Genomic DNA, 23187 nt, shown 5'->3' on the forward strand with positions numbered 1-23187 from the left:
ATACACGAAGATGACGGATATCCGATCGATTAAATTGGGCATTTCACCGATCAATTGGGTTAATGAAGATGTGCTTGAACTGGGCGACCATTATACGTTCGACGACTTGATGCGGGATTTCACGCAGCTGGGGTTCACCGGAACGGAAAACAGCCGAAAATTCCCGAAAGACGCCGCCGTTCTCAAGAAGGCTCTGGCTCAGCATGGACTCCAGATGGCTTCACAGTGGAAAGGCGTCTTGTTCTCCGAGCCGCGCCGCAGGGCGTCCGAGCTGGAATCGTACCGGCAGCATGTTGAATTTTTAAAGTCGATGGGCAGCCGCCATGTCGTCACCTGCGAGCTTGGGGGTTCGATCATCGGCGACCCGAGAAGACCGAAAGGCGTCCAGGACGTGCATCCCCTGACAGACGAGGAATGGAACTACATGGTCGAGGGGCTGCATCAAGCCGGTGAAATCTGCAAACGAAACGGGATGAAGCTCGTCTACCACTATCACATTGGAACGGTGGTCGAACGGCCGGACGAAATTCAAAGGCTGATGGAGACGACGGATCCCGAGCTGGTTCATTTGCTGCTGGATACGGGGCATGCCTATTACGGCGGGTCCGACCCGCTGGAGCTGTATGAACGCTATGCGGATCGCGTTGCCTACGTTCATTTGAAGGATGTCCGAAACGATGTGCTGGAGCGGGTGAAAAGGGAGGGAATCCCTTTTCAGCAAGCGGTAATCCAGGGCGTGTTTACCGTACCTGGCGACGGATGCATCGACTTTGCGCCGATTTTCCGCAGCTTCGTGCGGCATGGTTATGACGACTGGATGATTCTGGAGGCGGAGCAGGATCCCGGCCAAGCGAATCCTTACGAATATGCCAGCAAGTCCAAGCAATATCTCGCTCAAATTGTTCAGGAATTGAACGCCTGAAAGGAGGAAGGAATATGTCCAAGCTTATCGTTGCCGGCGGACAGCCGGATGAGAACGGCAGATTGCTCAGCATCACGCCCGAATCGGCGGGGTGGGAGCACGTAGGCTTTGAAGCGTACCGGCTGGAACCCGGTCAAACGATCGAGCAGGAGACGGGAGACCGTGAAGTCTGCCTCGTGCTGCTCAGCGGGCTGGCGAATGTGGAAGCAGGAGGACAAAGCTATGAGCGGATCGGCCGCCGGATGAGCGTGTTTGAGCCGCTTGCCCCTTATGCGGTATACATTCCTGCGCACGATCGTTTCCGGCTGGAAGCCGTTACCTTAACGGAGGTGGCCGTGTGCAGCGCTCCCGGCCAAGGGCGGCTCGAAGCAAGGCTCATCCCGCCGGAGAAGATCGGGGTGGAGCAGCGGGGCTCCGGTTATACGGAGCGGACCGTCCGCAATATTTTGCCGGAGCAGGAGGAAGCGGAAAGTCTGCTCGTCGTGGAAGTCTTTACGCCGGCCGGGCACTGGTCCAGCTATCCACCGCATAAGCATGACCAACTCGATCTCCCGCATGAGTCTCTGCTGGAAGAAACCTATTATCACAAGGTGTCCCCGGGTCAGGGGTTTGCCCTGCAGCGCGTGTATACCGACGACCTGTCGCTGAATGAAACGCTGGCCGTGAAGAGCGGGGACGCCGTCCTCGTTCCCCGCGGTTACCATCCGGTATCGGCGCCTCCCGGGTACGACGTGTATTACCTTAACGTCATGGCCGGGCCGGTGCGCACCTGGAAGTTCCATAACGACCCTCAGCATGAATGGCTGATGACCCCTGGGCAGGAGGTGCCAAAGCGTTGACCACGATTTCATTTCCAGACCATCGTCCCCTGGACTTTATCGGGCTGGGCCGGCTGTGCATCGATCTGAACGCCAACGAAATCCATCGCCCGATGGAGGACACGGTCACCTTTACCAAATATGTCGGCGGCTCCCCGGCCAACATTACGATCGCCATGGCGAAGCTGGGGCTGCGGACCGGTTTCATCGGCAGGGTGTCCGACGACGCCCACGGCCGTTTCATCACCCGGTACCTGCAGGACGCAGGCATCGACACCACACACGTTATCGTCGACCGGTCGGGCAGCGTCACGGGACTCACGTTTACAGAAATCAAGTCGCCGACGGACTGCAGCATCCTGATGTACCGGGATAACGTAGCGGACCTCAAACTGGAGCCTGGCGACGTAAGCGAGGATTATATCCAAAGTGCCAGAGCGCTGCTCATTTCAGGTACAGCCCTTGCCAAGAGCCCGTCCAGAGAAGCGGCTTTTAAAGCGATGGAACTGGCCATAAGACACGGAGTCGTCATTGTTTTTGATATCGATTACCGTCCGTATACATGGACCTCGGCCGATGAGATCGGCACGTATTACCGTCTGGCCGCCGAGAAATCGGATATTATTATGGGCGGACGTGAAGAGTTCGACCTGATCGAAGCGCTGGACGGCCCGCTTATGCAGGACGATGAAGCCACCGCGAAGCAGTGGTTTAAGCACCGGGCCAAGCTGGTGGTCGTCAAAAGGGGCGGCGATGGGTCGACGGCATTTTCGGCGGACGGAGAGAGGCACGTAGGTGCCGTTTTTCCGGCACAGGTAGTGAAAACCTTTGGCGCAGGGGACTCCTTTGCTGGTGCCTTTATTTACGGCCTGATGCAGGGATGGAGTATCGACCGGTGCCAGCGGTTCGGCAGTGCCTCAGCATCGATCGTGGTCTCCAGCCACAGCTGCTCCGACGCGATGCCGACAGCCTCGCAAATCCAGGAGCGGATCGACCGCTTTGTGCAGCAAGGAATCTGACCAAACGATGGAGGTATCTACATGACGGATCAAGTGCAAGATCAAGTGCAGCAGCTTCACAACTACGTCGGGGGCCGGTGGGTTCCTTCGAGCGGAGGAAGATCGGAGCCGGTCTATAATCCGGCCACCGGGGAAGAGATCGCCCGCGTTCCCTTATCCACCCTGGACGATCTGAACCGCGCCGTTTCCTCGGCAGCGGAGGCGTTTCCGTCCTGGAGCAGCACCCCGGTGCCGCGCCGGGCACGGATCATGTTCAAGTTCCAGCAGCTCTTGACGGAACACTGGGAAGAGCTTGCCCGGATGATTACGCTGGAAAACGGCAAGAGCTACCAGGAAGCATACGGCGAGGTGCTGCGCGGTATCGAATGCGTGGAGTTCGCCGCCGGCGCTCCGACGCTGCTGATGGGCAGCAACCTGCCTGATATTGCCTCGGGACTGGAGTCGGCCATGTACCGTTATCCGATCGGCGTCGTCGGCGGCATCACGCCGTTTAACTTTCCGATGATGGTGCCGAGCTGGATGTTCCCGCTAGCGATCGTATGCGGCAACACCTTCGTGCTGAAGCCGTCCGAACGGACGCCGCTGCTCGCGAACCGGCTGGCGGAGCTGCTCCAGGAAGCCGGGCTCCCGGATGGCGTGTTCAACATCGTTCACGGTGCGCACGACGTCGTTAACGGCCTGCTTGAGCACAAAGACGTCAAGGCGATTTCGTTTGTCGGATCCCAGCCTGTGGCCGAGTACGTGTACAAGACGGCAGCAGCTCACGGTAAACGGGTACAAGCGCTCGGCGGTGCAAAAAATCATTCCATCGTCATGCCGGATGCCGATCTCAAGCTGGCGGTCAAAGAGATCACAAGCGCGGCTTTCGGCTCCGCAGGCGAACGCTGCATGGCCTGCTCGGTCGTCGTGGCCGTCGGCGATATCGCCGATGAGCTGGTGAGCGGACTTGCCGAAGCCGCCAAGAATCTCCCCGTAGGCGACGGTATGGAACCGGATGCCTTCCTGGGACCCGTGATCCGGGACTCCCATAAGAACCGGACCATTGGATATATTGAGAAGGGAGTACAGGAGGGGGCGCAGCTTGTATTGGATGGCAGGGATCATGCCTTGGCCAACGCAGAAGGTTATTTTCTTGGCCCGACCATCTTTGACCACGCCGCTCCCGGTATGAACATTTGGACGGACGAAATCTTTGCGCCTGTACTTCAGGTCGTTCGGGTAAACAGCCTTCAGGAAGCCGTGGCGATTGCCAACAAGTCCGAGTTTGCCAATGGGGCCTGTATCTACACGGACAGCGCCAAAGCGATTCGAGAGTTTAGGGAATCGATCGAAGCCGGCATGCTCGGGGTCAATGTAGGCGTACCGGCACCCATGGCATTTTTCCCATTCTCCGGCTACAAAAAATCCTTTTACGGAGACCTTCACGCCAACGGCAAAGACGGGATGGAATTCTACACCCGAAAGAAAATGGTTGTGGCCCGGTATTGATCATGGAGCAAATTGCCACAGACTGGAACTTTCCCTATACTTAGAGTACAGAGCAGCGTTAAGGAAGGGGGGACGAGGGTGGCGACGATATACGATATCGCCCGGGAAGCCGGCGTGTCCATTGCCACGGTATCCAAGGTCATCAACCAGACCGGCCGGATCAGCGACAAGACAAGAAAGCATGTGCAGGACGTGATGAAACGGATTGACTACCAGCCGAGCGTCGTCGCATCCGCATTGACCAAGAAAAGGACGTATTCGCTCGGGCTCCTGATCCCGGATATCGCGAACCCGTTTTTTGCCGAGCTGGCCCGCAGCATTGAAGATCATGCCCACGAGCTTGGATACAGCCTGGTCATTTGCAGCACCGACAACGACTTGACCCGGGAAGAAAGGTACATCAACGTTCTCCGGCAAAAGAGCGCCGACGGGATCATCATCGCCACTGGCGCCCGCAACGACGCCATGATGAAGCAGCTGATGAAATACAAGCTTCCGGTTGCCGTCATCGCGCGGGAAATGCCGCTGCTTGCAGTGGATACAGTGCTCGTGGACGATTACTTAGGCGGCTATCTGGCTGCGTCTCACTTGACTGGGCTCGGACACCGGAACATTGCCGTGATTGCGGAGGACTTGGCTGTGATGAGCTCGAAGGAACGGGTTCGCGGTTACAAGAAAGCGCTTGAAGAAGCAGGTATCCCCTATGACGAGAATTTGGTGGCGGTCAGTCCGTTTCATGTAGAGGGAGGGAAGGCGACAGCCAAGGAGCTGCTCAGCGGGGCCAACCCGCCAAGCGCCATCTTCGGATGCAACGATCTGCTGGCGATCGGAGTCGTGCAGGCTGCCCGGGAGCTTGGCCTGCGCGTGCCTGAGGATGTTTCGGTCGTTGGCTTTGACAACACGGTGCTGGCGACGATTATCGATCCGCCGCTCACTTCGGTGGCCCAGCCCGTTCAGCAAATGGGAAAAGAAATCGTCCAGCTGATCACTGGCGAAATCGACGGAAGCAAGCCCTCCAAGCAGCGCCTGGTTCTGCTGCCGGAACTCGTGGTCCGTGGAACAACCAGCGCCGTGTAACGGCGCTTTTTTTGTTGTTGAATCCCCTTTGTGCTCGCGATGATCCCATCGCATTTCCCCGACTAAGGAGGCAGTTCCAACCATTTTACAAACATAGACATTTTATTACAAAAATAATGATTGCGCTTTCATGCCGGAGTAGATTATAATTTCCTCAAGGTAAAGCGCTTACCTCACATTTCCAGTCCCAGATTGCGACATAGTTCCTAGGGGGAGAGTCCAAAGCCCGTTTCGCTTCGAGTTTATGTTACTAAGCTTTAAGAAGAAGAGAAGAGTCTTAATATGGTATCGATACCATATGCACTGAATAACGATTTAGATATCGATGCCAACCATCGTATCGTGATTGGATTTGCTCTTAGTTTTAGCTTAAGAAATGTAATATTTTACAAAAAGTGCAACCGTTTTTGATTTACTCCTCATCTTGAGAGACTATATTCCAATTAAAGCCGAGATGAAAAGCCATTCTTATAGTAAAAAGGGGGGATTGAGCCTTAGGATAACAGATATGCAGTGATCATGACATCGGTTAAGAGTGATGGGCGGCATCCAAGACACCGCTTCGGTTCATCAGCAATCATCCACAAAAAAGAAGGTGATCCCAGTCCATGCAAACCCAGGTGAAAACAGCAGCTGTACCTGGAAAGACACCCGGCAAACGATGGAAAAACATTCTTCTGCATAAATACCTCTACATCATGCTGCTTCCTTGCCTCGCTTTTTTTATCATATTTTCCTACATACCGATGGTCGGCCTGATCTTAGCCTTCAAGGAATACAAGTTCAATACGGGAATCCTCGGAAGCCCGTGGGTCGGTCTGAAGTACTTTGAGCGTTTTTTCAATGATTATCAGAGCGCAATGCTCATCAAGAACACCTTGATCATCTCCTGCATGAAGCTGTTTATCGGCCTGCCTTTTCCGATCCTTCTTGCCTTGATGTTCAACGAGATCCGCAACCGTTATTTTCGCAGCATCGCCCAGAGTATCGCCTATCTCCCGCATTTTTTGTCCTGGGTCGTGGTCGTGGGGCTTGCTCAACGCCTGCTAGCTCCGGATAACGGATTGCTCAACCAGATCGTGTCTTATTTCGGCGGGGACGGAAGCACCTTTTATATGATGGAACCGAATTATTTCTATTCCATTATGTTCGGCAGCCATTTATGGAAGACCATCGGATGGGACTCCATTATCTATCTGGCGGCGATCGCCGGCGTCAACCCGGATATGTACGAGGCGGCCAAAATCGACGGGGCGAACAAGTGGAAGGAGCATTGGTACATCACACTCCCTTCCATCCGTCCAACGATTCTCATTTTGTTCATTCTATCACTGGGTAATATTTTGTCCGCCGGATTCGATCAGCTGTACCTCCTGAGAACCCCGGGAAACATGCAGCTCTCTGAAATTTTGGATACTTATGTCATTCGCATCGGTCTTCAGGGCGGCCAATACGGATATGCAACGGCCGTAGGATTAATGCAGGGCTTGATCGGATTGATCCTTGTCGTTACTGCCAACCGTATCTCAAGAAGAGTTTCTGACACGTCAGTATGGTAGCGATACCATATGCTTTGCAACAGCATTCTTTCATCCATGATTGCCATCTATGATTGCCAACTATGATTACATCCATGATTGCATCCATGTAAAGACAGGGGAAAGGCCATTAACCAATGATTTGAAAAGAGGGATGCCGAAATGCTGAAAGGGAAAACGTGGTTCAAAATGTTGTCCATGCCGCTGATCGCCTCCATGCTTCTAGTTGGGTGCAGCGGAAATGATTCAAGCGGTCCAAACAGCGAACCGACGGCGGCTAATCAGGATGCGGGTACGGGTAATCACCCTGCGACCTGGATTGCGGACCGCAAAGTAAAAGGGCTGGTCTTTATGGGGACGGATGACTACACGGAGGATATGAATGCTGAGATCAAGGCCAAGCTGAAGGAGATGACAGGCATTGACCTGGAAATCGAAATCATGGTGGCGGACCATTCCATCGACGGACTCATTGCAGGGCTGGCGTCGAACGACCTGCCCGATTTTATAACGTTCTATCTTAACAACAGCGGCCGGCCCGAAATGCAGGTTGTGCTGAAAGCGGCCAGAGAGCAAATGTTTACGGACCTCACGCCGCTGATGAAGGACACGAAGATCTACAGCAAATATCTGCAGGACGACTACCTACCGCTTGATACGAAGTATGGGGTCATGTTCCGGCCGGAATTCGGCGGATCGTCCTATTTCGTCCATATGAACATCGCCAGACAAGGCGGGTACTCGACGCGTAAATATGCCGGCGGTCCTTATATCCGCAAGGATATTGCCGACGCTCTGCACGTGGATCCGCGCACGATTGATACGACCCAGAAGCTGTATGAGCTGGCGCAAAAGATCAAGGCAGGCGGGTTCAAGGACAAGAACGGCAAGGACGTCGTTCCGATCGGTCCTTCTTACTGGGGAGGCAAGGAGGTCGGCGCTTTGTTTAACGACCTGGAGTGGGGCAGCGCCGACCAGCGGATCAATAAGGATGCAGGAGGTAACATTTTGCATGAAAGTCAGACCGAATATGCATTGAAAAAAGTTGAGTATGTGCAAAAGCTCCTGAGCGAGAAACTGCTGCATCCCGAATTTTTCACGATGGACGAAAGCCGGGCGACGGAAGGCGCCCTGAATGGAACGTGGGGAATTATCGGAGATATGCACAATTATCAGGAATTTAACCGCGATATGCATTACCTGCCGCTGGGACCGATCAATTACGTTGATCGTCCGTATCAAATGCAGGTCGATTATAAATCCGGATACTCGGCCTGGGCGATTCCGGCAACGACCAAAGATCCGGAAGACATTATGAAGCTGGCGGACTTCCTGGCAAGCCGGGAAGGAAAGCTGCTGTGGCAGTACGGGATTGAAGGAAGGGATTACACCCTGGATGCTAAGGGGAACCCTCTGGCCAACAAAGATATTTTGGATTTGAAGCAAAACAATCCCGAGGAAGCGAAGAAGCTTGGCTTTGCGGGTGTCGGCAACTATTGGGGTGAGCTGCTGGGATCGACGGATATCGACCGGATGGCCGACTTCGGGGAAATGGAGTACGGCGACGCGGTTGCTCCGGAAGTGAATGCTGGGGCGCTGAAAATCGCCGATTACTGGGGCTGGAATGACAAACGCAAACAAGCGAATGTTGTGGACGGCTACACACCTTTATCTTTCATCGGAGAATTTGATCAGGGAACCGAGCTGAAGGCGGCGTTCGAAAATTATGACGACAGTCTGATTCGGGCGTATTATGCAAAAAACCTGGATGAGGCGAAGAAGATCCTGGACTCCGCTTCCAAGCAGCTGGATGCCTCCGGACTGCAGGCGTTCCTTGATCTGCTGAAGCAGAAAAATGCCGACGCTAAAACGCATTTGAAATTCTAAATGGGAGGATCATGCGGATGAAGCCATTTTACCGGACGCCGCTGGGTGAAAGAGTATATATCTTCGTAATCTACCTGCTAATCACGCTGCTGTGCCTGTCCATCGTCCTGCCGTTTTTGAACATATTGGCGCTCTCCTTCAACGCAGGGAAGGATGCGGAGCGCGGCGGGATTTACTTCTGGCCCCGGGTATGGTCGATCCAAAATTTCAAGGAGGTGTTCGCCTCCTCGAATATCGTAACGGCTTTCGGCATCTCGCTGTTTCGAACCGTGGTCGGCACGGTCGCGAGCGTATTTCTGACCGCGATGGGCGCCTATGCGCTGAAGAGCAGAACGATGCCCGGAGTACGCTTCTTCACGCTGCTGATCTTCTTTACGATGCTGTTCAGCGGGGGAATGATCCCGTATTATATGCTGCTGAAATCGCTGCATTTGACCAATACGATCTGGGTATATATTATCCCGAGCTTGTACAGCGCCTGGAACCTGATCATCATGCGGACGTTCTTTCAGCAAATTCATCCCAGCCTGGAAGAGTCTGCGCGGATGGACGGCTACAATGACTTCGCTATCTTTATGCGGATCATCATGCCGCTCAGCAAGCCGGTGATCGCCGTCATCGCGCTGTTCAACGCCGTCGGTCACTGGAACGACTGGTTTACGGGCGCTTTTTATGTCCGTTCGGCAAAATTGCGGCCGTTATCGACACTACTGCAAGAGATGCTCACGCGGGCGGAAGCGATGCGCAGCAAGCTGGAATCCGCCGCAGGCATGAACCAATATGACGCGCTGGAGAAAATGCAGGTAACGGGCGATTCCATGAAGATGGCCACGATCATCATTGTCGTAGCACCGATCATCATCATCTACCCGTTTATTCAAAAGTATTTCGCCCAAGGCGTCATGATCGGTTCGATTAAGGAATAATTGCAGAACGATGATCAACCAGGGAGGATTTGGCATGCGCATCGAAAACCCTTATGATAAAAGAGGAACATGGCTTCGCGGGAGTTTTCATAACCATACCAACAACAGCGACGGCTGGTTTCCGCTGGAAACGGTATATCGGATGTACGCCGATTATGATTTTCTAGCGATTTCGGATCATGACAAAATGACTGATTTGGCTGGAGAATGCGGCATCCCCACGGTTTTTGAAGCGATCGAGGTCAGCAGCCGCCAGCCTCACATGCTTCTCGTTGCACCTCCACGTTCCATAATGGAGGGCTACAGCAGTGAGTTTTCGATAGGAAATTACCAAAGGCTTGCTGATGTAACCTTGGATAATGGCGGAATCTGCGTTCTCGTGCATCCGAACCGGTATTTTTCGAATTACTGGAACCTGGAGGACATGCTGCAAATGGAGCGGGTGACCGGAATCGAGGTTTACAACGGGGACGGGAACATCGAATACGATATCGCGTTTGATAAATGGGATGCGATGCTTTCGGCTGGTCGACGGGTATGGGGCTTCGGAAACGACGATTCCCATGTGTACGGACAAGAGAAGCAGGCCTGGAACATCGTGCTTGCCGAAGAAAATTCGCAGCAGTCCATTCTCAGCGCGATCCGAAGCGGCAGTTTTTATGTCTCCACTGGTTTTGGTTTTGAATCGATTCAGACCGAAGATCGTCAGATCTGCATCCGCCTGAAGTCGAACAAACTGCTGGATCGGATGTATAAATACGTGACCTTGTTTGGGAAAGACGGCAGGGTGCTGCATGAGGAAACGGGACGGATTACGGAAGTGACTTATTCGTGTATGGGAGACGAAGGGTATGTCCGCGTCAGCGCCTACATTGAAGGAGGCTATGCGGCGTTCTCTCAACCCTTGTTCATTAATCAGCGTTAGGGATGAGATGGGTATGAGCGTTAAAATCAAGGATGTTGCCAAACGGGCCGGTGTCTCTACGACAACGGTCTCCCGTGTTTTAAACGGGGAAAAATACGTCAGGGAAGAACTGAAGGACCGCGTCAACCAGGCCATTGAAGACCTGGGTTATGCGCCAAGCCATATTGCCAGAAGCCTGGTCAGGAACAAAACCAATCTGCTGGGGGTCATCGTGCCGGATCTGACCTCCAGCTTTTATTCGACCATTCTGAGCTCCATCGAGCAGACCGCTGCTTCCAATCATTATAATCTGCTCGTCTGCAATATCAGCGAGGACATTGACAAGGAGTTCAAATACCTGAACATTTTCAAGGAAATGCGCGTGGAAGGCATCATTATCATGCACGAGAAGATCAATGAGGATATCCGGAATTTTATCGAGAAATTAAAAATTCCCGTCATCTTCTCCAGCGTGAAGCCGATGGACCAATCCTTCGTATCGGTCATCGTGGACGATTATGCCGCAGCGTATGACGCAACGACATATTTAATCGGACTCGGGCATAAGCAGATTGCTTTTATCGGCGGGGACATGCGGGATATGACTTCCGGCCAAAACCGGTACAGCGGGTACCGGAATGCTTTGGCGGACCATGGAATTAAATTTGTCCATGAACTGGTCCGTTTCGGCGATTACAAGGTGAACAGCGGCTATGCACTGATGGGTGAGTTCCTGCGGTACAAACATAAACCGACCGCGGTCTTTGCCGTCAGCGACGATATGGCGATCGGAGCGGTCAACTGCATCATCGATCACGGCCTGAAAGTTCCTGACGATATTTCGGTGATCGGCTTTGACGGAAGCCAGATGACCGAGCTCGTCCGGCCGCGGATCACGTCTATGGAGCAGCCCATTCAGCGAATGGGCGAGGTGACGGTCGAAACGCTGCTTCAGTTCATTGCAGGAGAAAAGCGAACAGCGGAAGATATCATTTTGGGTCATCGGTTAGCGGTGCGCGACAGCTGCAGACCTCTGTGAAGATTGTGAATCCCCATGAACCGGGATGCATTGAAGCTGTCCATCTCTTGGGTTAGCCTTTATAATAGTAAAAGACTCGTTTGTCATTTCGATGAAAAAAGGAGTGTTAACGTGAAAGACGACGCAATCATCCATTCGGTCATCTTTTCGCTCAAGCATGAGAAGGGTTCGTCCGCTGAACAGCGATTTCTGGAGGACGGCAGGGCTGCGCTCAGCTCGATTCCTACGGTAAAGGAATTTCAAGTATTCCGGGAAATCAGCCCCAAGAATACATATGACTTTGGTTTTTCCATGAGGTTTGACAGCCGGGAGGATTATGAAGCCTATAACGCTCATCCGCAGCACGTGGCTTTTGTGAGGGACCGTTGGGATCAGGAAGTGAGCCAGTTCCTCGAAATCGATTATGCCGGATATGAGCATTGAGGTTAGATTTTCGAAAGGACGAGGATGGTGCAAGCTTTGAATATTCAAATTCGAACAGGCCGGAGAGATGAGATGGAAGAGATCATGCAATTGATCTCCAGATGCGTTCAGGTCATGCAAGAAGGCGGCAGCGACCAATGGGACGACGAGTATCCGAACCGGGATGTCATCGGGGAAGATCTGAGCCGGGGGACGCTGTTCGCAGCGGAAGGCGACGGACGGATCCTTGGCATCATGGTGCTGGATCAACATCAAGATGAGCAGTATGACAAGATACCTTGGACGGAGACGGAAGGGCCGCATCTGATGATGCACCGGATCGCTGTGGATCCGATGGCCCAGGGACAAGGAATCGCTCGTAAGCTGGTTGCTTTTGCGGAACACTTTGCCCAAGAGAATGGATACAAGAGCATCCGGCTTGATACATACGCCAAAAACGCGCCGGCCCTCAAGCTGTACCGGGGCCTCGGCTACAATCAGCGGGGCGAAGTGAACTATCCGGGACGGGAAGCGGGCTTTCCGGCTTTTGAAAAAGTGTTTGTATAGTCTTCGGCAAGGTAATCCGATACCAGCATAAAAGAAAAAATCCCCTTTTCTCCGTACGGTGGAGACTAAGGGGATTTTTGTTCTGTTTATGTGGCGATCAAGCTTTAAACTCCGCCGGGCGCTCAGGGCTGGCTTCCGCGAGCGCTTGGCGAAGGCTGTCAGCGTCGTGCTCGCGGTAGCTTGGCGTACCCGGCTGCTGGCGCCAGGACTCATCCAGTCCCCCGGCGTCGATGGCGTCAAAGCCAAGTTCTTCAATCAGGTCAAGCACCACCTGCTTAGAGGCGGGATCGTCTCCAGCCACCGGCAGCGCCAAACGTCCAGGGCTGCCCTTCGGCAGGCCGCGTTCCAGCAGATTTTGGGCGGATATGCCGTTAAAAGCTTTATTTACGGGCCGCTTCAGATGCTGTTCCACCCAGCGGCTCTCCGGCAGGCCTGCTTCAATTTCTGCAATGAGACCGTCGCGCTGGCGAGGGTAATAGTTCCCCGTATCGATAATCGCGGCATTCGGTGCGGTATGGTCGAGGATTCCGGCAGGAAGGTCAGGAATGTTTTTCTGTGGAATCGTCACAATGACCACTTCTGCGCCCTGCGCCACTTCCGTGACTTCCTTGGGTGCTGCTCCCGTTTCTTCGGCAAGTGCAGCCAAGGTTTGTGGGCCTCTCGAATTGGCGATGGACACCTCATGTCCGAGTTTGGTCAGGCGGCGGGCGAGATTTCCGCCGATATTTCCAGCACCGATAATCGCAATTTTCATTTATTCCGACTTCCTTTCTCGAATTAGTTGTATATCTCAAATAAACTGTAACAAAAACAGTTATCGATGTAAAGCGCTGCAAACTATTTTTTCCCAAATTAATGATCCTGCTGCGGGTAGAGCTTTTGCATGGTATCCAGGAAGCCTCGGAGAAGAGGAGAGATGGGGTCCTTTTTCCATACAAAAGACATCCTGTATGCGGATTGGCTAACTCCAAGTACTGGCTTATATGCGAGATCGGTGCGCAAATGCCGGGCAGATTCATGAATCAGGGCAATGCCAAGACCCGATGAAACGAGCGACAACAACGTATGCATTTCGTCGGCCGTTTGAACAATGGCTGGACTGAACCCTGCCTCCATGCATACTTGAATCATGGTATCGTAATAAACCTTTCCTACTTCCCGGTTGGTAGTAATAAACGATTCCCTGCTTAATTCGCCGATATGCACAGTATGGCGGTTACCCAAAGGATGTTCGGGAGGGAGTGCGACCCAGAAAGGCTCGCTCCGGATGGAGTATGACATAAGAAGCGGCTCGTTCACGGGAATGCCTGTAATACCGATGCTAAGCGTGCCATCCAACAGAGCTTCGATTTGGGAAGATGAATGTAAATGGCATGGTTTGATTTGGACTTCGGGATATTTTTGACGGTACGCCGAAATGACCTGAGGAAGAATGTCCCAAGTTGCGGATTCTACGAATCCGATCCTGATTTCTCCGATCATCCCCGAAAATGCGCGTCTAACCTTGTCCACGGCACGATCCGCGTGCTGGAGCAAGTTTCTCGCTTCCTCATAAAATAAACTTCCGGCCGCTGTCAGGGAAACACTTCGTTTGGTACGGATAAACAAGGCCCCGCCTAGTTCTTGTTCGAGGTGGCGAATCTGCTGACTAAGTGCAGGCTGGGCGATTCCCACCCGATCGGCTGCACGTCCGAAGTGCAGATCCTCGGCCAAAGTGACGAAATATTTGAGCTGCCGCAGTTCCATAAAGATCCTCCAAGTCCCTTTTTTAATAAGTAAAACTTATTACAGAAATATAAAACCGATATTTCGCTTATGATCGGATTGATATTACAATAGAATTCATCCAATGTCACACACATGGCGAAAGGAAAGGTGATCAAGATGACTCCAATGAAACGTACAGCGATCGTAACTGGCGGAAGCAGTGGAATCGGATTCTCGATTGCTCAACGGCTCATACAAGAAGAAATCGGTGTCATGATCCTTGGGAGACACGAAACTTCCCTGAGGGAAGCATGTAAGCGGCTTGGCGAAGGCGCTTCATGGGTACAAGCGGATGTACGCCGCCGTGAAGATGTACAGCGGGCCGTCGAGGAGGTAGTCCACCAAAACGGACGTTTAGATATCGTGATTAACAATGCGGGGTTCATGGGTGAGGCCGTTTCTACCGGAGTGCCTCTTGAAGATTCCGAACGGTTCTGGGATGACATTATTGGCGTGAACTTGAAGGGGGCATTTTTGATGACGGCTGCCGCCGCGCCATACCTGGCAAGTCCGGGCGGCAGGATCGTCAATATCAGCTCGATCGGGGCGTTTACAGGTGGAAGCGGCCCCGGATCACTGGCATACGCCGCCTCGAAATCCGGGCTCCATGGTCTTACGTACGCTGCAGCCCGAGAGCTGAGCGTCAGAGGGATAACGGTGAATGCCGTGGCTCCAGGCTTGATTACGGATACCGGTTTTGGCCACCGTGAGGATAAACTGCAGCAGCTGATCCCGAATATTCCCGCCGGGCGTCCGGGGACGCCGGACGAGGTAGCTGCCGCGGTCTTATACTTGATTTCGCCGGATGCATCTTATGTCACTGGAGAAATTCTGAACGTCAATGGCGGATGGCTTTTTGGGAGATGACATCTTTCATGCCGGATATGGCCAACACATACGCACGCTAGCGCCCTATACCAGGGCGCTTTTTTTAATATCAGAAAGTACAAACTCCAGAGCCATGGTTTCGATATTGCAAGAAAAACTTCCTTTAGAGGCGGTCTGTTTTCTGTGAAGGTACGTCGATAGACGTTTTTTTTATAATATCAGAATGTATAAACTCCAGAGCCATGGCTTCCTGATATTGCAAGAAAAACTTCCTTTAGACGCGGTCTGTCTTCTGTGAAGGTACGTCGATAGACGTTTTTTTTATAATATCCGAATGTATAAACTCCAGAGGCATGGCTCCCTGATATTGCAAGAAAAACTTCCTTTAGACGCGGTCTGTCTTCTGTGAAGGTACGTCGATAGACGTTTTTTTTATAATATCAGAATGTATAAATTCCAGAGCCATGGCTCCCTGATATTGCAAGAAAAACTTCCTTTAGACGCGGTCTGTCTTCTGTGAAGGTACGTCGATAGACGTTTTTCTTATTTTGTGAAAAATCGGTAATTTCTGAATCAGGTCCACTTAATGGGAAAAGCTACCCATGATCAGGTTCCAGAAAGGAAAACTTAATCTTGGAAAATTACAGATTAAACGAATGCAGTCACAGCTGAACGGAGTGAACTTAGCCCGTATGTTTCCCCAGCACGCCATCCTCACCGGGTCTGCAAAAGCCTGATACATCAAGGGTTTAGGCGGGATTCATAAAGTTTTGTCATCAGGGCTCCTGACAATATAGCGTTTTCATTTTATTGAGTGTCAGGTTGATGTCGGCTAGGATGGATATAGGACGAACGACGTATTGCAAAATACCGTTCGACAAAAGTTTACAAGGAGGTTATCCTCATGGCGCAATCCACATCTTCCTCCGCATCCGGTGCCGCCCGGGTCGGAGTTCAAAAATTCGGGCGCTTCCTGAGCGGCATGGTCATGCCGAACATCGGAGCGTTCATCGCGTGGGGCTTGATCACGGCACTGTTCATACCGACCGGCTGGATTCCAAACGAGTATCTCGCGAAGCTGGTCGACCCGATGATCAAGTACCTGCTCCCGCTGCTGATCGGATACACCGGCGGTACGATGGTGCACAAGCAGCGCGGCGGCGTGATCGGCGCCCTGGTCACGATGGGCGTCATTATCGGAACCGACATTCCGATGTTCCTCGGCGCGATGGCCGTCGGTCCAGGAGCTGCCTGGGTGCTCAAACAGTTTGACAGAGCCGTCGAAGGCAAAATCAAGTCCGGCTTCGAAATGCTGGTCAACAACTTCTCGCTCGGCATTATCGGCGGCGTACTCGTCCTGATCGCATATTCGATCGTGGGACGCATCATCGAAGCCGTCACCAACGTGCTTTCCTCCGGCGTTGAGTTTCTGGTTCACCACCACCTCATTCCGCTCGTCAACATTTTGATCGAGCCGGCGAAGGTGCTGTTCCTGAACAACGCTATCAATCACGGGGTGTTGAGCCCGATCGCGATTGAACAAGCGCAGACCGCAGGCAAATCCATCCTGTTCATGCTTGAATCGAACCCGGGTCCCGGACTCGGTATCCTGCTCGCATACATGATCGTAGGCCGCGGATCCGCCCGTCAATCCGCACCGGGTGCGGCGATTATTCACTTCTTTGGCGGGATTCATGAAATTTACTTCCCGTACATTCTGATGAACCCACGCCTCATTCTGGCGGCAATGGCCGGCGGCGTGACAGGCACATTTACCTTCTCGCTGCTGAACGCGGGACTCGTCGGCCCGCCATCTCCGGGCAGCATCATCGCTTACCTGGCCATGGCGCCGCGGGGGGAAATCCTACCCGTACTGAGCGGGGTCATCACCGCTGCGATCGTATCCTTCGTCGTGGCTGCGCTTCTGCTGAAAACCAGCAAGAAGACGGAAGAAGACCAGGACGATCTTGAAGAAGCAACGAAACGTATGAAAGACATGAAAGCTGCAGGAACTCCGGCTGCTGCGGCGGCCGCTGCGGCAGATGGGGCGAAAGAAGCAACGGCTCCTTCGGCGGCAAGCACGGCTGAAGGGCAGAAGAGCAAAGACGAGGTTCATAAAATCGTCTTCGCCTGCGACGCCGGCATGGGCTCCAGCGCCATGGGCGCTTCCATCCTTCGCAAGAAGATGAAAGCCGCCGGATCGCCGATCGAGGTCACGAACACGGCGATCAGTGACATTCCGTCCGACGCGGATATCGTTGTCACGCATAAAACGTTGACAGACCGTGCTCGCGGCGTAGCGCCGCAAGCAGAGCATATTTCCATCGACAACTTCCTGAAGAGTCCGGAATATGACGAGCTTGTCGAACGCTTGAAATAACTATAAAAACGCTTGAGGCGAATGGATGCGGGCATATGGGCCGGCATCCAAGCGCCTTTTGCGGTCGTTATGGAGGCTAAGGGGCATGGAATTGTCACACCGTGTAAGACAGATCTTGGATTTGCTGCTGCGCAGCCCTTCGGAGAGTACGGTTGCCGAAATCGCCAGCAGCATTCGGGTCAGCCCGCGGACGGTGCACAGGGAGCTGGACACGGTCGAGAGCTATCTGCATCGGCACGGGATTACGCTTCACCGGAAAGCCGGTTCCGGCCTCAGTGTAGAAGGTGACCCTTCTCAAATGGAACAAGTCCGCTCGGAGCTGCTCATGCCCGCCGAGATCGAATATTCGGCGGATGAGCGGCAGGTATACCTCCTTGCCCGGCTGCTTGGTTCGCGGGAACCGGTGAAGCTGTTTACGCTTGCCCACGAGATGAAGGTCACGGTACCGACTGTAGGAGCGGATCTGGACGATTTGACCGACTGGATCGGCAAACAAGGCTTGCTGCTGATCCGCCGGCGAGGCTATGGAGTGGAAATTACCGGCTCGGAGCCTCTGATCCGCGAGGCGATTCGTACGCTCGTCCGCTTCCGGCTGGATGACTTGTCGCTTATCGGGTACTCGGAGCAGAATCCGCATCATCCTGTGGATGCCCGAATCGCCTCAATGGCCGGGGCGGACCGCATTTCGGTGATCGAAGAAACCTTATGGAAGTGGGAGGAGCGGCATCAGGAAGAATCCTTCAGTGAGGAAGCCTATACCGATCTGCTGATCCGGTTGTCCATCGCGGCAGCCCGAATTCGCAAGGGCATCACGGTCACTGAAGCGGAAGCCGACCGCCTCATCAATCTGCGGCGGTTTGACCGGCCATCCGCTATGCCGGCTCAAGACCATAAATTAAAGTCTGCCAAACTTTTATGCGATGAGCTGGGTCAAGTTCTGAAAATGGAATATCCGCTTGCTGAAATGAGGTATACCGCAGAACTTCTTGAAAGAGCTCTGGCTCATTCGACAGGAATGCTGCCGGCGGACGATTTGGAGCTTGCCGGGACCGTCCGGTCGCTCATCCGTAAAATGAGGGAACTGGATGCGAACGACTACACCGCTGACCGCTCCCTTCGGGACGGTTTGTTCATGCATCTGAAAGCGGCGATGGAACGAATCACAGCAGGGCAGCGGATCCGGAATCCGCTGCTGGATACGATCCGCAAGGACTATGCCGAGCTGTTCGGCCTGGTCCGGCAGGCAGCTGACGCCGTTTTTCCTTCCGTCCGCATCCCGGACGAGGAGATCGCTTTTCTGGTGATGCATTTTGGAGCCGCGCGGGAGCGGATCGGCCAGATCCCTCAGCATATGCGAGCGGTGATCGTATGCACGAGCGGGATCGGTTCTTCGAAAATGCTGGCAGTTCGGCTGCGTAAAGAATTTCCGCAGCTCCAAATCGTCGAACAGGCTTCATGGTATGAGGCCGCAAGGATACCGAGAACGGACTATGATTTGATCATCAGTACCGTCGATTTGCCGCTGCCGGAGGAACAATATTTGAAGCTGAGCCCGCTGCTTACCCCGTCTGAAGCGGAGAAGCTCCGGGATTATATCCGGCACCGCGGCGTGAAGCCCCTGCCGGACGCGTTATCAGCGGATGCCGAGCCGCTGCCGGGATTACTGGAGGATTTGGCACCTGAGCTGAGAGATTGGCCTGCCGGACGCCGGGAAGCGGCCGGCACAGCCGATATTGACGGCTTGCGTTCATTGCACCAAACCCTCCAGCAAAGCATCGAGCTCCTGGAAGCTTTTCGCGTGCTGCCGCTGCGGATCGAAGGGCAGCCGAGCCTTGATCAATGGCTGCTTGCCGCCTGCTCAGCGCCGGTGCTCAGGGACGTGATTTTGGATCCGGAAGCAGTCGCAGCTCTGCTGCTGCAGCGGGAACAGCACGGGACCCAGCTGATTCCCGGCACGGAGCTGGCGCTGTTTCATACGCGCAGCGATGCGGTGAAACGGCCGGCATTGATGCTCTTTGAACTGGATCAGCGGCTCAGGCTGGATGACTCAGGTGACGTTGAGCTGTCGCGCTTTTTGCTGATGCTGGCTCCGCGGCAGCTCGAGCGGGAAACCCTGGAGGTGCTGAGCGAAATCAGCGCAACACTGCTGGACACGGATATGATTGAAGCCCTTGCGGAGGGGGATGAAGGGCGCATCAGGGAACTAATGTCCGCCCATCTCCGCGCATACTTAAAAAACAAATTGGAAAGAGAGTGATCATCATGAGTATTTTATCCGCAGATCAAATTCGAGTGAACGTTAAAGTATCCGACAAGTATGAGGCCATTCGCCTTGCCGGACAAATGCTGGTTGATGCCGGACATGTGGAACAGGAATATGTCGATAAGATGATTGAACGCGAAAACGCCTTGTCCACTTATATGGGCGCAGGCTTGGCCATTCCCCATGGGACCAACGAAGCCAAAGGAATGATCAAGTCGACCGGACTGGCCGTGCTGCAAATTCCGGATGGGGTCGATTTTGGCGGGGATGAGCCGGCGGTACTCGTCGTCGGGATTGCCGCCCAGAACGGTGAGCATATGGACATTTTGACCAGCGTCGCCATGGTTTGCTCGGATGAGGACAGCATGGAAGGCATCCGTACGGCGAAGACCGCCGAGGAAATTTTGAGCATCTTTGAAAGCGGGATGGAAGAATGAAGGCTCTACATTTCGGCGCAGGCAATATCGGAAGGGGATTTATCGGCTTGCTGCTGTCGCAGTCGGGTTACGAGGTCGTATTTTCCGATGTGAACGAGTCGTTGGTGCAAACGATCCAGCAGCGCGGTTCTTACACGGTTACCATTGCCGACGAGAGCGGGAAGCAAATCCCGGTAGAGGGCGTGAACGCCATTGACGGCCGGGATCCCGCAGCGGTGGCAGAAGCAGTGGCTTCCGCCGATATGGTTACGACGGCTGTAGGAGTGAACATTCTGAAACATATCGCCCCGGGGATTGCAGCTGGTTTGAAGCTTCGGATGGAACGCGGAGCAGCTCCGCTGCATGTCATTGCCTGCGAGAACGCCATCGGCGCCAGCACCCAGCTGAGAGAACACGTCATGGGCCATTTGTCGCTCGAAGAGCAGCAAAAAGCGGCTTCTTTTGCAGCCTTCCCGGATTCTGCGGTAGACCGTATCGTGCCGCTGCAGCATCATGAGGATCCGCTAGCTGTCACGGTGGAGCCGTTCTACGAATGGGTGATCAATCGATCCCAAATGTTCTCCGGCTCCCAGGAAATCCAAGGCGTTCATTACGTTGACGACTTGATTCCGTATATTGAACGCAAGCTTTTCACAGTAAATACCGGTCACTGCAGCGCGGCTTATGCCGGATACCGGAAAGGGTATTCGACCATCCAGGAAGCGATGAAGGACGAGGAAGTCGCCGGGCTGGTTACCGGTGCCCTTCAGGAAACGGGAAGCATGCTCGTGCGTGCTTACGGTTTTGATCCTGCGGAGCATGAGAACTATATCCGCACGATCATGGACCGTTTCCGTAATCCGTATTTGAGCGACGAGGTTGTCCGGGTCGGCCGGTCGCCGATCCGTAAGCTGTCCCCGGATGACCGCTTGGTCCGGCCGGCGCTTCGTGCCTGGGAGCAGGGCGGTGCTTTCGAGCATTTGACCGAGGTTATGGCGCTGGCTCTTAAATTCGACTTCGCGGAAGATCCGGAGGCTGTCAAGCTGCAGGGCCTGATCGCGGATCAAGGCGTCCGCCAGGCTTTTGCCGAAGTAAGCGGCCTGGATCCAGACCATATGCTGACCGAGAAAGTGTTGAAGGCCTACAATCATCAATAATCGATCGAAACTAGCATGTTCACGATAGATGAATTCCAACGTAAAATAAGGAGGTATGGCCCATGAGCCAACTGCTGACCGGCGTGCCCGCATCACCGGGCATCGCCATTGCCAAAGCGTACCGGCTGGAAGCGGAGGAGTCCATCCCGCAGCAGAGAAAGGTCGACGATCCTGCTGCTGAGCAACAGCGTCTTCGCAGCGCCGTGGATGCGGCCAAGGCTGATATCGACCGGATCCGGGAAACGACGCTGGAGCGGCTTGGACCGCAGAAGGCCGAGATTTTTGAAGCTCACCTGTTTCTATTGGACGACCCGGACCTGATCGACACGACACTGGACCAGATTGAGAGCGACGGCGTCAATGCGGAATATGCCCTGTACGAAGTGGCTTCCAGCATCATCGAAGCGCTGCAGTCCATGGATAACGAGATGCTGCGGGAACGCGCGGCAGACGTTAAGGATATCACGGGACGGGTCATCAGCAAGCTGGAGGGACGGGAGCACAGCGCGCTGTCCGAGCTGAGCGCCGAAACGATTCTGATTGCCAAAGACTTGACCCCGTCGGATACCGCCCAGTTAAATCTGGAATTCGTCCGGGGCTTCGTCACGGAGATCGGAAGCCGGACGTCGCATTCCGCTATCATGGCCCGCTCCCTGGAGCTGGCTGCCGTCGTCGGGACCGGTGCGGATGCTTCTGCGATTCGGACGGGGGATATGATCATTCTTGACGCTACGGCCGGGCAGGTCATCGTCAATCCGTCGGAGGAGCAGCTCCTCGAATATTCCGCTCGTAAGGCAGAATATGAAGAGTATAAGACCCGCATGCGCAGCTATGTGGACCGGCCGTCGGTCACCGCTGACGGCGTTCAAGTGGAGCTGGCCAGCAATATCGGCGGCATTGACGATCTGGAGAAGGTACTGGCGAACGGGGCGGACGGCATTGGCTTGTTCCGTACCGAATTTCTGTATATGGGACGCAGCTCGTTCCCTTCCGAAGAAGAGCAGTATTCCGTCTACAAGCATGTATTGGAGAAAATGAACGGCAAGCGCGTCGTCATCCGTACACTGGATATCGGCGGCGATAAAGAGCTGCCTTACCTGCAGCTGCCGAAAGAGATGAATCCGTTTCTGGGCCAGCGGGCCATCCGTTTATGCCTGGATAAGGAGGATTTGTTCCGCACCCAGCTTCGGGCGCTGCTCCGGGCCAGCATGCACGGCAAGCTAGCCATTATGTTCCCGATGATCGCCGTCCTGGGTGAGCTTCGTGAGGCGAAGCGGATTCTGGCGGAAGAACGTGCCAAGCTCGAGCAGGAGGGCACGAAGGTGTCCGATACGCTTGAAGTCGGCATTATGATCGAAATTCCCGCTGCAGCGATCGCCGCCGATGTGTTGGCGAAGGAAGTGGACTTTTTCAGCATAGGCACGAACGACCTGATTCAGTACACGATGGCGGCGGACCGGATGAACGAATCGGTCGCTTATCTGTATCAGCCTCATCATCCGTCGATTCTCCGTCTGGTGCAGCTTGTGATCCAGGCAGCTAACCGCCACGGCAAATGGGCCGGCATGTGCGGCGAAATGGCCGGAGATTCGGCAGCGATTCCGCTTCTTCTCGGCCTCGGACTGTATGAATTCAGCATGAGCGCCTCGTCCGTACTCCCGGCCAGAGAACTGATTTCCCGCTTGTCCAGAGAGGAATGGGCAGGTTTGGCCGAGCAGGCGATCGGCATGAGCACCCAGCAAGAGGTGCTTGATTTTGTCAACCAACAACTAAGGAGTGAAGCATAAGC

The 23187-nt window shown here is 54.0% G+C and carries 20 protein-coding genes; 18 read left to right on the plus strand and 2 right to left on the minus strand.

Going from position 1 to position 23187, the window contains the following annotated elements:
• The first annotated feature begins 10 nt into the window (after positions 1–10).
• From iolE to MKY74_RS18805, 12 genes are all read left to right on the plus strand, one after another.
• Positions 11–922 carry a myo-inosose-2 dehydratase gene (gene iolE, locus MKY74_RS18750; RefSeq protein WP_076166583.1) on the plus strand — a complete coding sequence of 304 codons (912 nt, stop codon included), beginning with the start codon at positions 11–13 and terminating at the stop codon, positions 920–922.
• A gap of 14 nt (positions 923–936) precedes the next feature.
• Positions 937–1761, plus strand: a complete 825-nt coding sequence (iolB, locus tag MKY74_RS18755) for a 5-deoxy-glucuronate isomerase (protein ID WP_076166580.1) — start codon at positions 937–939, stop codon at positions 1759–1761.
• On the plus strand, positions 1758–2759 hold the full coding sequence (iolC, locus tag MKY74_RS18760; protein ID WP_076166577.1) for a 5-dehydro-2-deoxygluconokinase: 1002 nt from the start codon (positions 1758–1760) through the stop codon (positions 2757–2759). Before iolB ends, iolC begins: the two co-directional genes overlap by 4 nt.
• Before the next feature lie 21 nt (positions 2760–2780).
• Positions 2781–4247, plus strand: coding sequence for a CoA-acylating methylmalonate-semialdehyde dehydrogenase (locus MKY74_RS18765; protein ID WP_076166574.1), 1467 nt, complete (start codon positions 2781–2783; stop codon positions 4245–4247).
• A gap of 78 nt (positions 4248–4325) precedes the next feature.
• Positions 4326–5324, plus strand: coding sequence for a LacI family DNA-binding transcriptional regulator (locus tag MKY74_RS18770; protein ID WP_076166572.1), 999 nt, complete (start codon positions 4326–4328; stop codon positions 5322–5324).
• 608 nt (positions 5325–5932) lie between these two features.
• Complete coding sequence (locus tag MKY74_RS18775) at positions 5933–6883, plus strand: ABC transporter permease (RefSeq protein WP_076166569.1); 951 nt, start codon at positions 5933–5935, stop codon at positions 6881–6883.
• A 141-nt stretch (positions 6884–7024) separates the two neighbouring features.
• Positions 7025–8749 carry an extracellular solute-binding protein gene (locus MKY74_RS18780; RefSeq protein WP_076166566.1) on the plus strand — a complete coding sequence of 575 codons (1725 nt, stop codon included), beginning with the start codon at positions 7025–7027 and terminating at the stop codon, positions 8747–8749.
• Positions 8750–8766: 17 nt separating this feature from the next.
• Positions 8767–9675: a carbohydrate ABC transporter permease gene (locus tag MKY74_RS18785; RefSeq protein ID WP_144025341.1), complete on the plus strand. Its 909-nt coding sequence runs from the start codon at positions 8767–8769 to the stop codon at positions 9673–9675.
• Between the two features lie 34 nt (positions 9676–9709).
• Positions 9710–10600 carry a CehA/McbA family metallohydrolase gene (locus MKY74_RS18790; protein WP_076166561.1) on the plus strand — a complete coding sequence of 297 codons (891 nt, stop codon included), beginning with the start codon at positions 9710–9712 and terminating at the stop codon, positions 10598–10600.
• Positions 10601–10613: 13 nt separating this feature from the next.
• Positions 10614–11618, plus strand: coding sequence for a LacI family DNA-binding transcriptional regulator (locus tag MKY74_RS18795; protein WP_084203707.1), 1005 nt, complete (start codon positions 10614–10616; stop codon positions 11616–11618).
• A 111-nt stretch (positions 11619–11729) separates the two neighbouring features.
• Entirely contained in the window at positions 11730–12041 is a 312-nt protein-coding gene (locus tag MKY74_RS18800; RefSeq protein ID WP_076166553.1) for a Dabb family protein, read from the plus strand.
• A gap of 36 nt (positions 12042–12077) precedes the next feature.
• Positions 12078–12587, plus strand: coding sequence for a GNAT family N-acetyltransferase (locus MKY74_RS18805; protein WP_084203705.1), 510 nt, complete (start codon positions 12078–12080; stop codon positions 12585–12587).
• Between the two features lie 97 nt (positions 12588–12684).
• On the opposite strand, the gene MKY74_RS18810 is transcribed toward MKY74_RS18805, so the two are convergent.
• Both MKY74_RS18810 and MKY74_RS18815 read right to left on the minus strand, forming a co-directional pair.
• Positions 12685–13341, minus strand: a complete 657-nt coding sequence (locus MKY74_RS18810) for an NADPH-dependent F420 reductase (protein WP_076166550.1) — start codon at positions 13339–13341, stop codon at positions 12685–12687.
• Positions 13342–13439: 98 nt separating this feature from the next.
• Entirely contained in the window at positions 13440–14333 is an 894-nt protein-coding gene (locus tag MKY74_RS18815; RefSeq protein WP_076166547.1) for a LysR family transcriptional regulator, read from the minus strand.
• Positions 14334–14471: 138 nt separating this feature from the next.
• Here MKY74_RS18815 and MKY74_RS18820 point away from each other — a divergent pair, with 138 nt between their 5' ends.
• From MKY74_RS18820 to ptsP, 6 genes are all read left to right on the plus strand, one after another.
• Positions 14472–15221 (plus strand): SDR family NAD(P)-dependent oxidoreductase, encoded by a 750-nt coding sequence (locus MKY74_RS18820; RefSeq protein WP_076166542.1) that lies wholly within the window; start codon positions 14472–14474, stop codon positions 15219–15221.
• Positions 15222–16086: 865 nt separating this feature from the next.
• Entirely contained in the window at positions 16087–17562 is a 1476-nt protein-coding gene (locus MKY74_RS18825) for a PTS mannitol transporter subunit IICB (RefSeq protein ID WP_076166539.1), read from the plus strand.
• Between the two features lie 85 nt (positions 17563–17647).
• Positions 17648–19819, plus strand: coding sequence for a BglG family transcription antiterminator (locus tag MKY74_RS18830; RefSeq protein ID WP_076166535.1), 2172 nt, complete (start codon positions 17648–17650; stop codon positions 19817–19819).
• 5 nt (positions 19820–19824) lie between these two features.
• Complete coding sequence (locus MKY74_RS18835; protein WP_076166532.1) at positions 19825–20262, plus strand: PTS sugar transporter subunit IIA; 438 nt, start codon at positions 19825–19827, stop codon at positions 20260–20262.
• On the plus strand, positions 20259–21398 hold the full coding sequence (locus MKY74_RS18840) for a mannitol-1-phosphate 5-dehydrogenase (protein ID WP_076166527.1): 1140 nt from the start codon (positions 20259–20261) through the stop codon (positions 21396–21398). Before MKY74_RS18835 ends, MKY74_RS18840 begins: the two co-directional genes overlap by 4 nt.
• A gap of 62 nt (positions 21399–21460) precedes the next feature.
• Complete coding sequence (gene ptsP, locus MKY74_RS18845) at positions 21461–23185, plus strand: phosphoenolpyruvate--protein phosphotransferase (protein ID WP_076166522.1); 1725 nt, start codon at positions 21461–21463, stop codon at positions 23183–23185.
• Positions 23186–23187 lie beyond the last annotated feature (2 nt).

Source organism: Paenibacillus sp. FSL R5-0378 (assembly GCF_038009285.1).
Taxonomy (GTDB): Bacteria; Bacillota; Bacilli; order Paenibacillales; family Paenibacillaceae; genus Paenibacillus_AQ; species Paenibacillus_AQ favisporus.

What these genes read in the sequence shown, in the direction of transcription:
- iolE (WP_076166583.1), top strand. Translation starts at nt 11, where the DNA reads ATGACGGATATCCGATCGATTAAATTGGGCATTTCACCGATCAATTGG.
- MKY74_RS18815 (WP_076166547.1), bottom strand. Translation starts at nt 14,333, where the DNA reads ATGGAACTGCGGCAGCTCAAATATTTCGTCACTTTGGCCGAGGATCTG.
- MKY74_RS18810 (WP_076166550.1), bottom strand. Translation starts at nt 13,341, where the DNA reads ATGAAAATTGCGATTATCGGTGCTGGAAATATCGGCGGAAATCTCGCC.
- ptsP (WP_076166522.1), top strand. Translation starts at nt 21,461, where the DNA reads ATGAGCCAACTGCTGACCGGCGTGCCCGCATCACCGGGCATCGCCATT.
- MKY74_RS18785 (WP_144025341.1), top strand. Translation starts at nt 8,767, where the DNA reads ATGAAGCCATTTTACCGGACGCCGCTGGGTGAAAGAGTATATATCTTC.
- MKY74_RS18795 (WP_084203707.1), top strand. Translation starts at nt 10,614, where the DNA reads ATGAGCGTTAAAATCAAGGATGTTGCCAAACGGGCCGGTGTCTCTACG.
- MKY74_RS18780 (WP_076166566.1), top strand. Translation starts at nt 7,025, where the DNA reads ATGCTGAAAGGGAAAACGTGGTTCAAAATGTTGTCCATGCCGCTGATC.
- MKY74_RS18775 (WP_076166569.1), top strand. Translation starts at nt 5,933, where the DNA reads ATGCAAACCCAGGTGAAAACAGCAGCTGTACCTGGAAAGACACCCGGC.
- MKY74_RS18790 (WP_076166561.1), top strand. Translation starts at nt 9,710, where the DNA reads ATGCGCATCGAAAACCCTTATGATAAAAGAGGAACATGGCTTCGCGGG.
- MKY74_RS18840 (WP_076166527.1), top strand. Translation starts at nt 20,259, where the DNA reads ATGAAGGCTCTACATTTCGGCGCAGGCAATATCGGAAGGGGATTTATC.
- iolB (WP_076166580.1), top strand. Translation starts at nt 937, where the DNA reads ATGTCCAAGCTTATCGTTGCCGGCGGACAGCCGGATGAGAACGGCAGA.
- MKY74_RS18830 (WP_076166535.1), top strand. Translation starts at nt 17,648, where the DNA reads ATGGAATTGTCACACCGTGTAAGACAGATCTTGGATTTGCTGCTGCGC.
- MKY74_RS18835 (WP_076166532.1), top strand. Translation starts at nt 19,825, where the DNA reads ATGAGTATTTTATCCGCAGATCAAATTCGAGTGAACGTTAAAGTATCC.
- MKY74_RS18825 (WP_076166539.1), top strand. Translation starts at nt 16,087, where the DNA reads ATGGCGCAATCCACATCTTCCTCCGCATCCGGTGCCGCCCGGGTCGGA.
- MKY74_RS18765 (WP_076166574.1), top strand. Translation starts at nt 2,781, where the DNA reads ATGACGGATCAAGTGCAAGATCAAGTGCAGCAGCTTCACAACTACGTC.
- MKY74_RS18820 (WP_076166542.1), top strand. Translation starts at nt 14,472, where the DNA reads ATGACTCCAATGAAACGTACAGCGATCGTAACTGGCGGAAGCAGTGGA.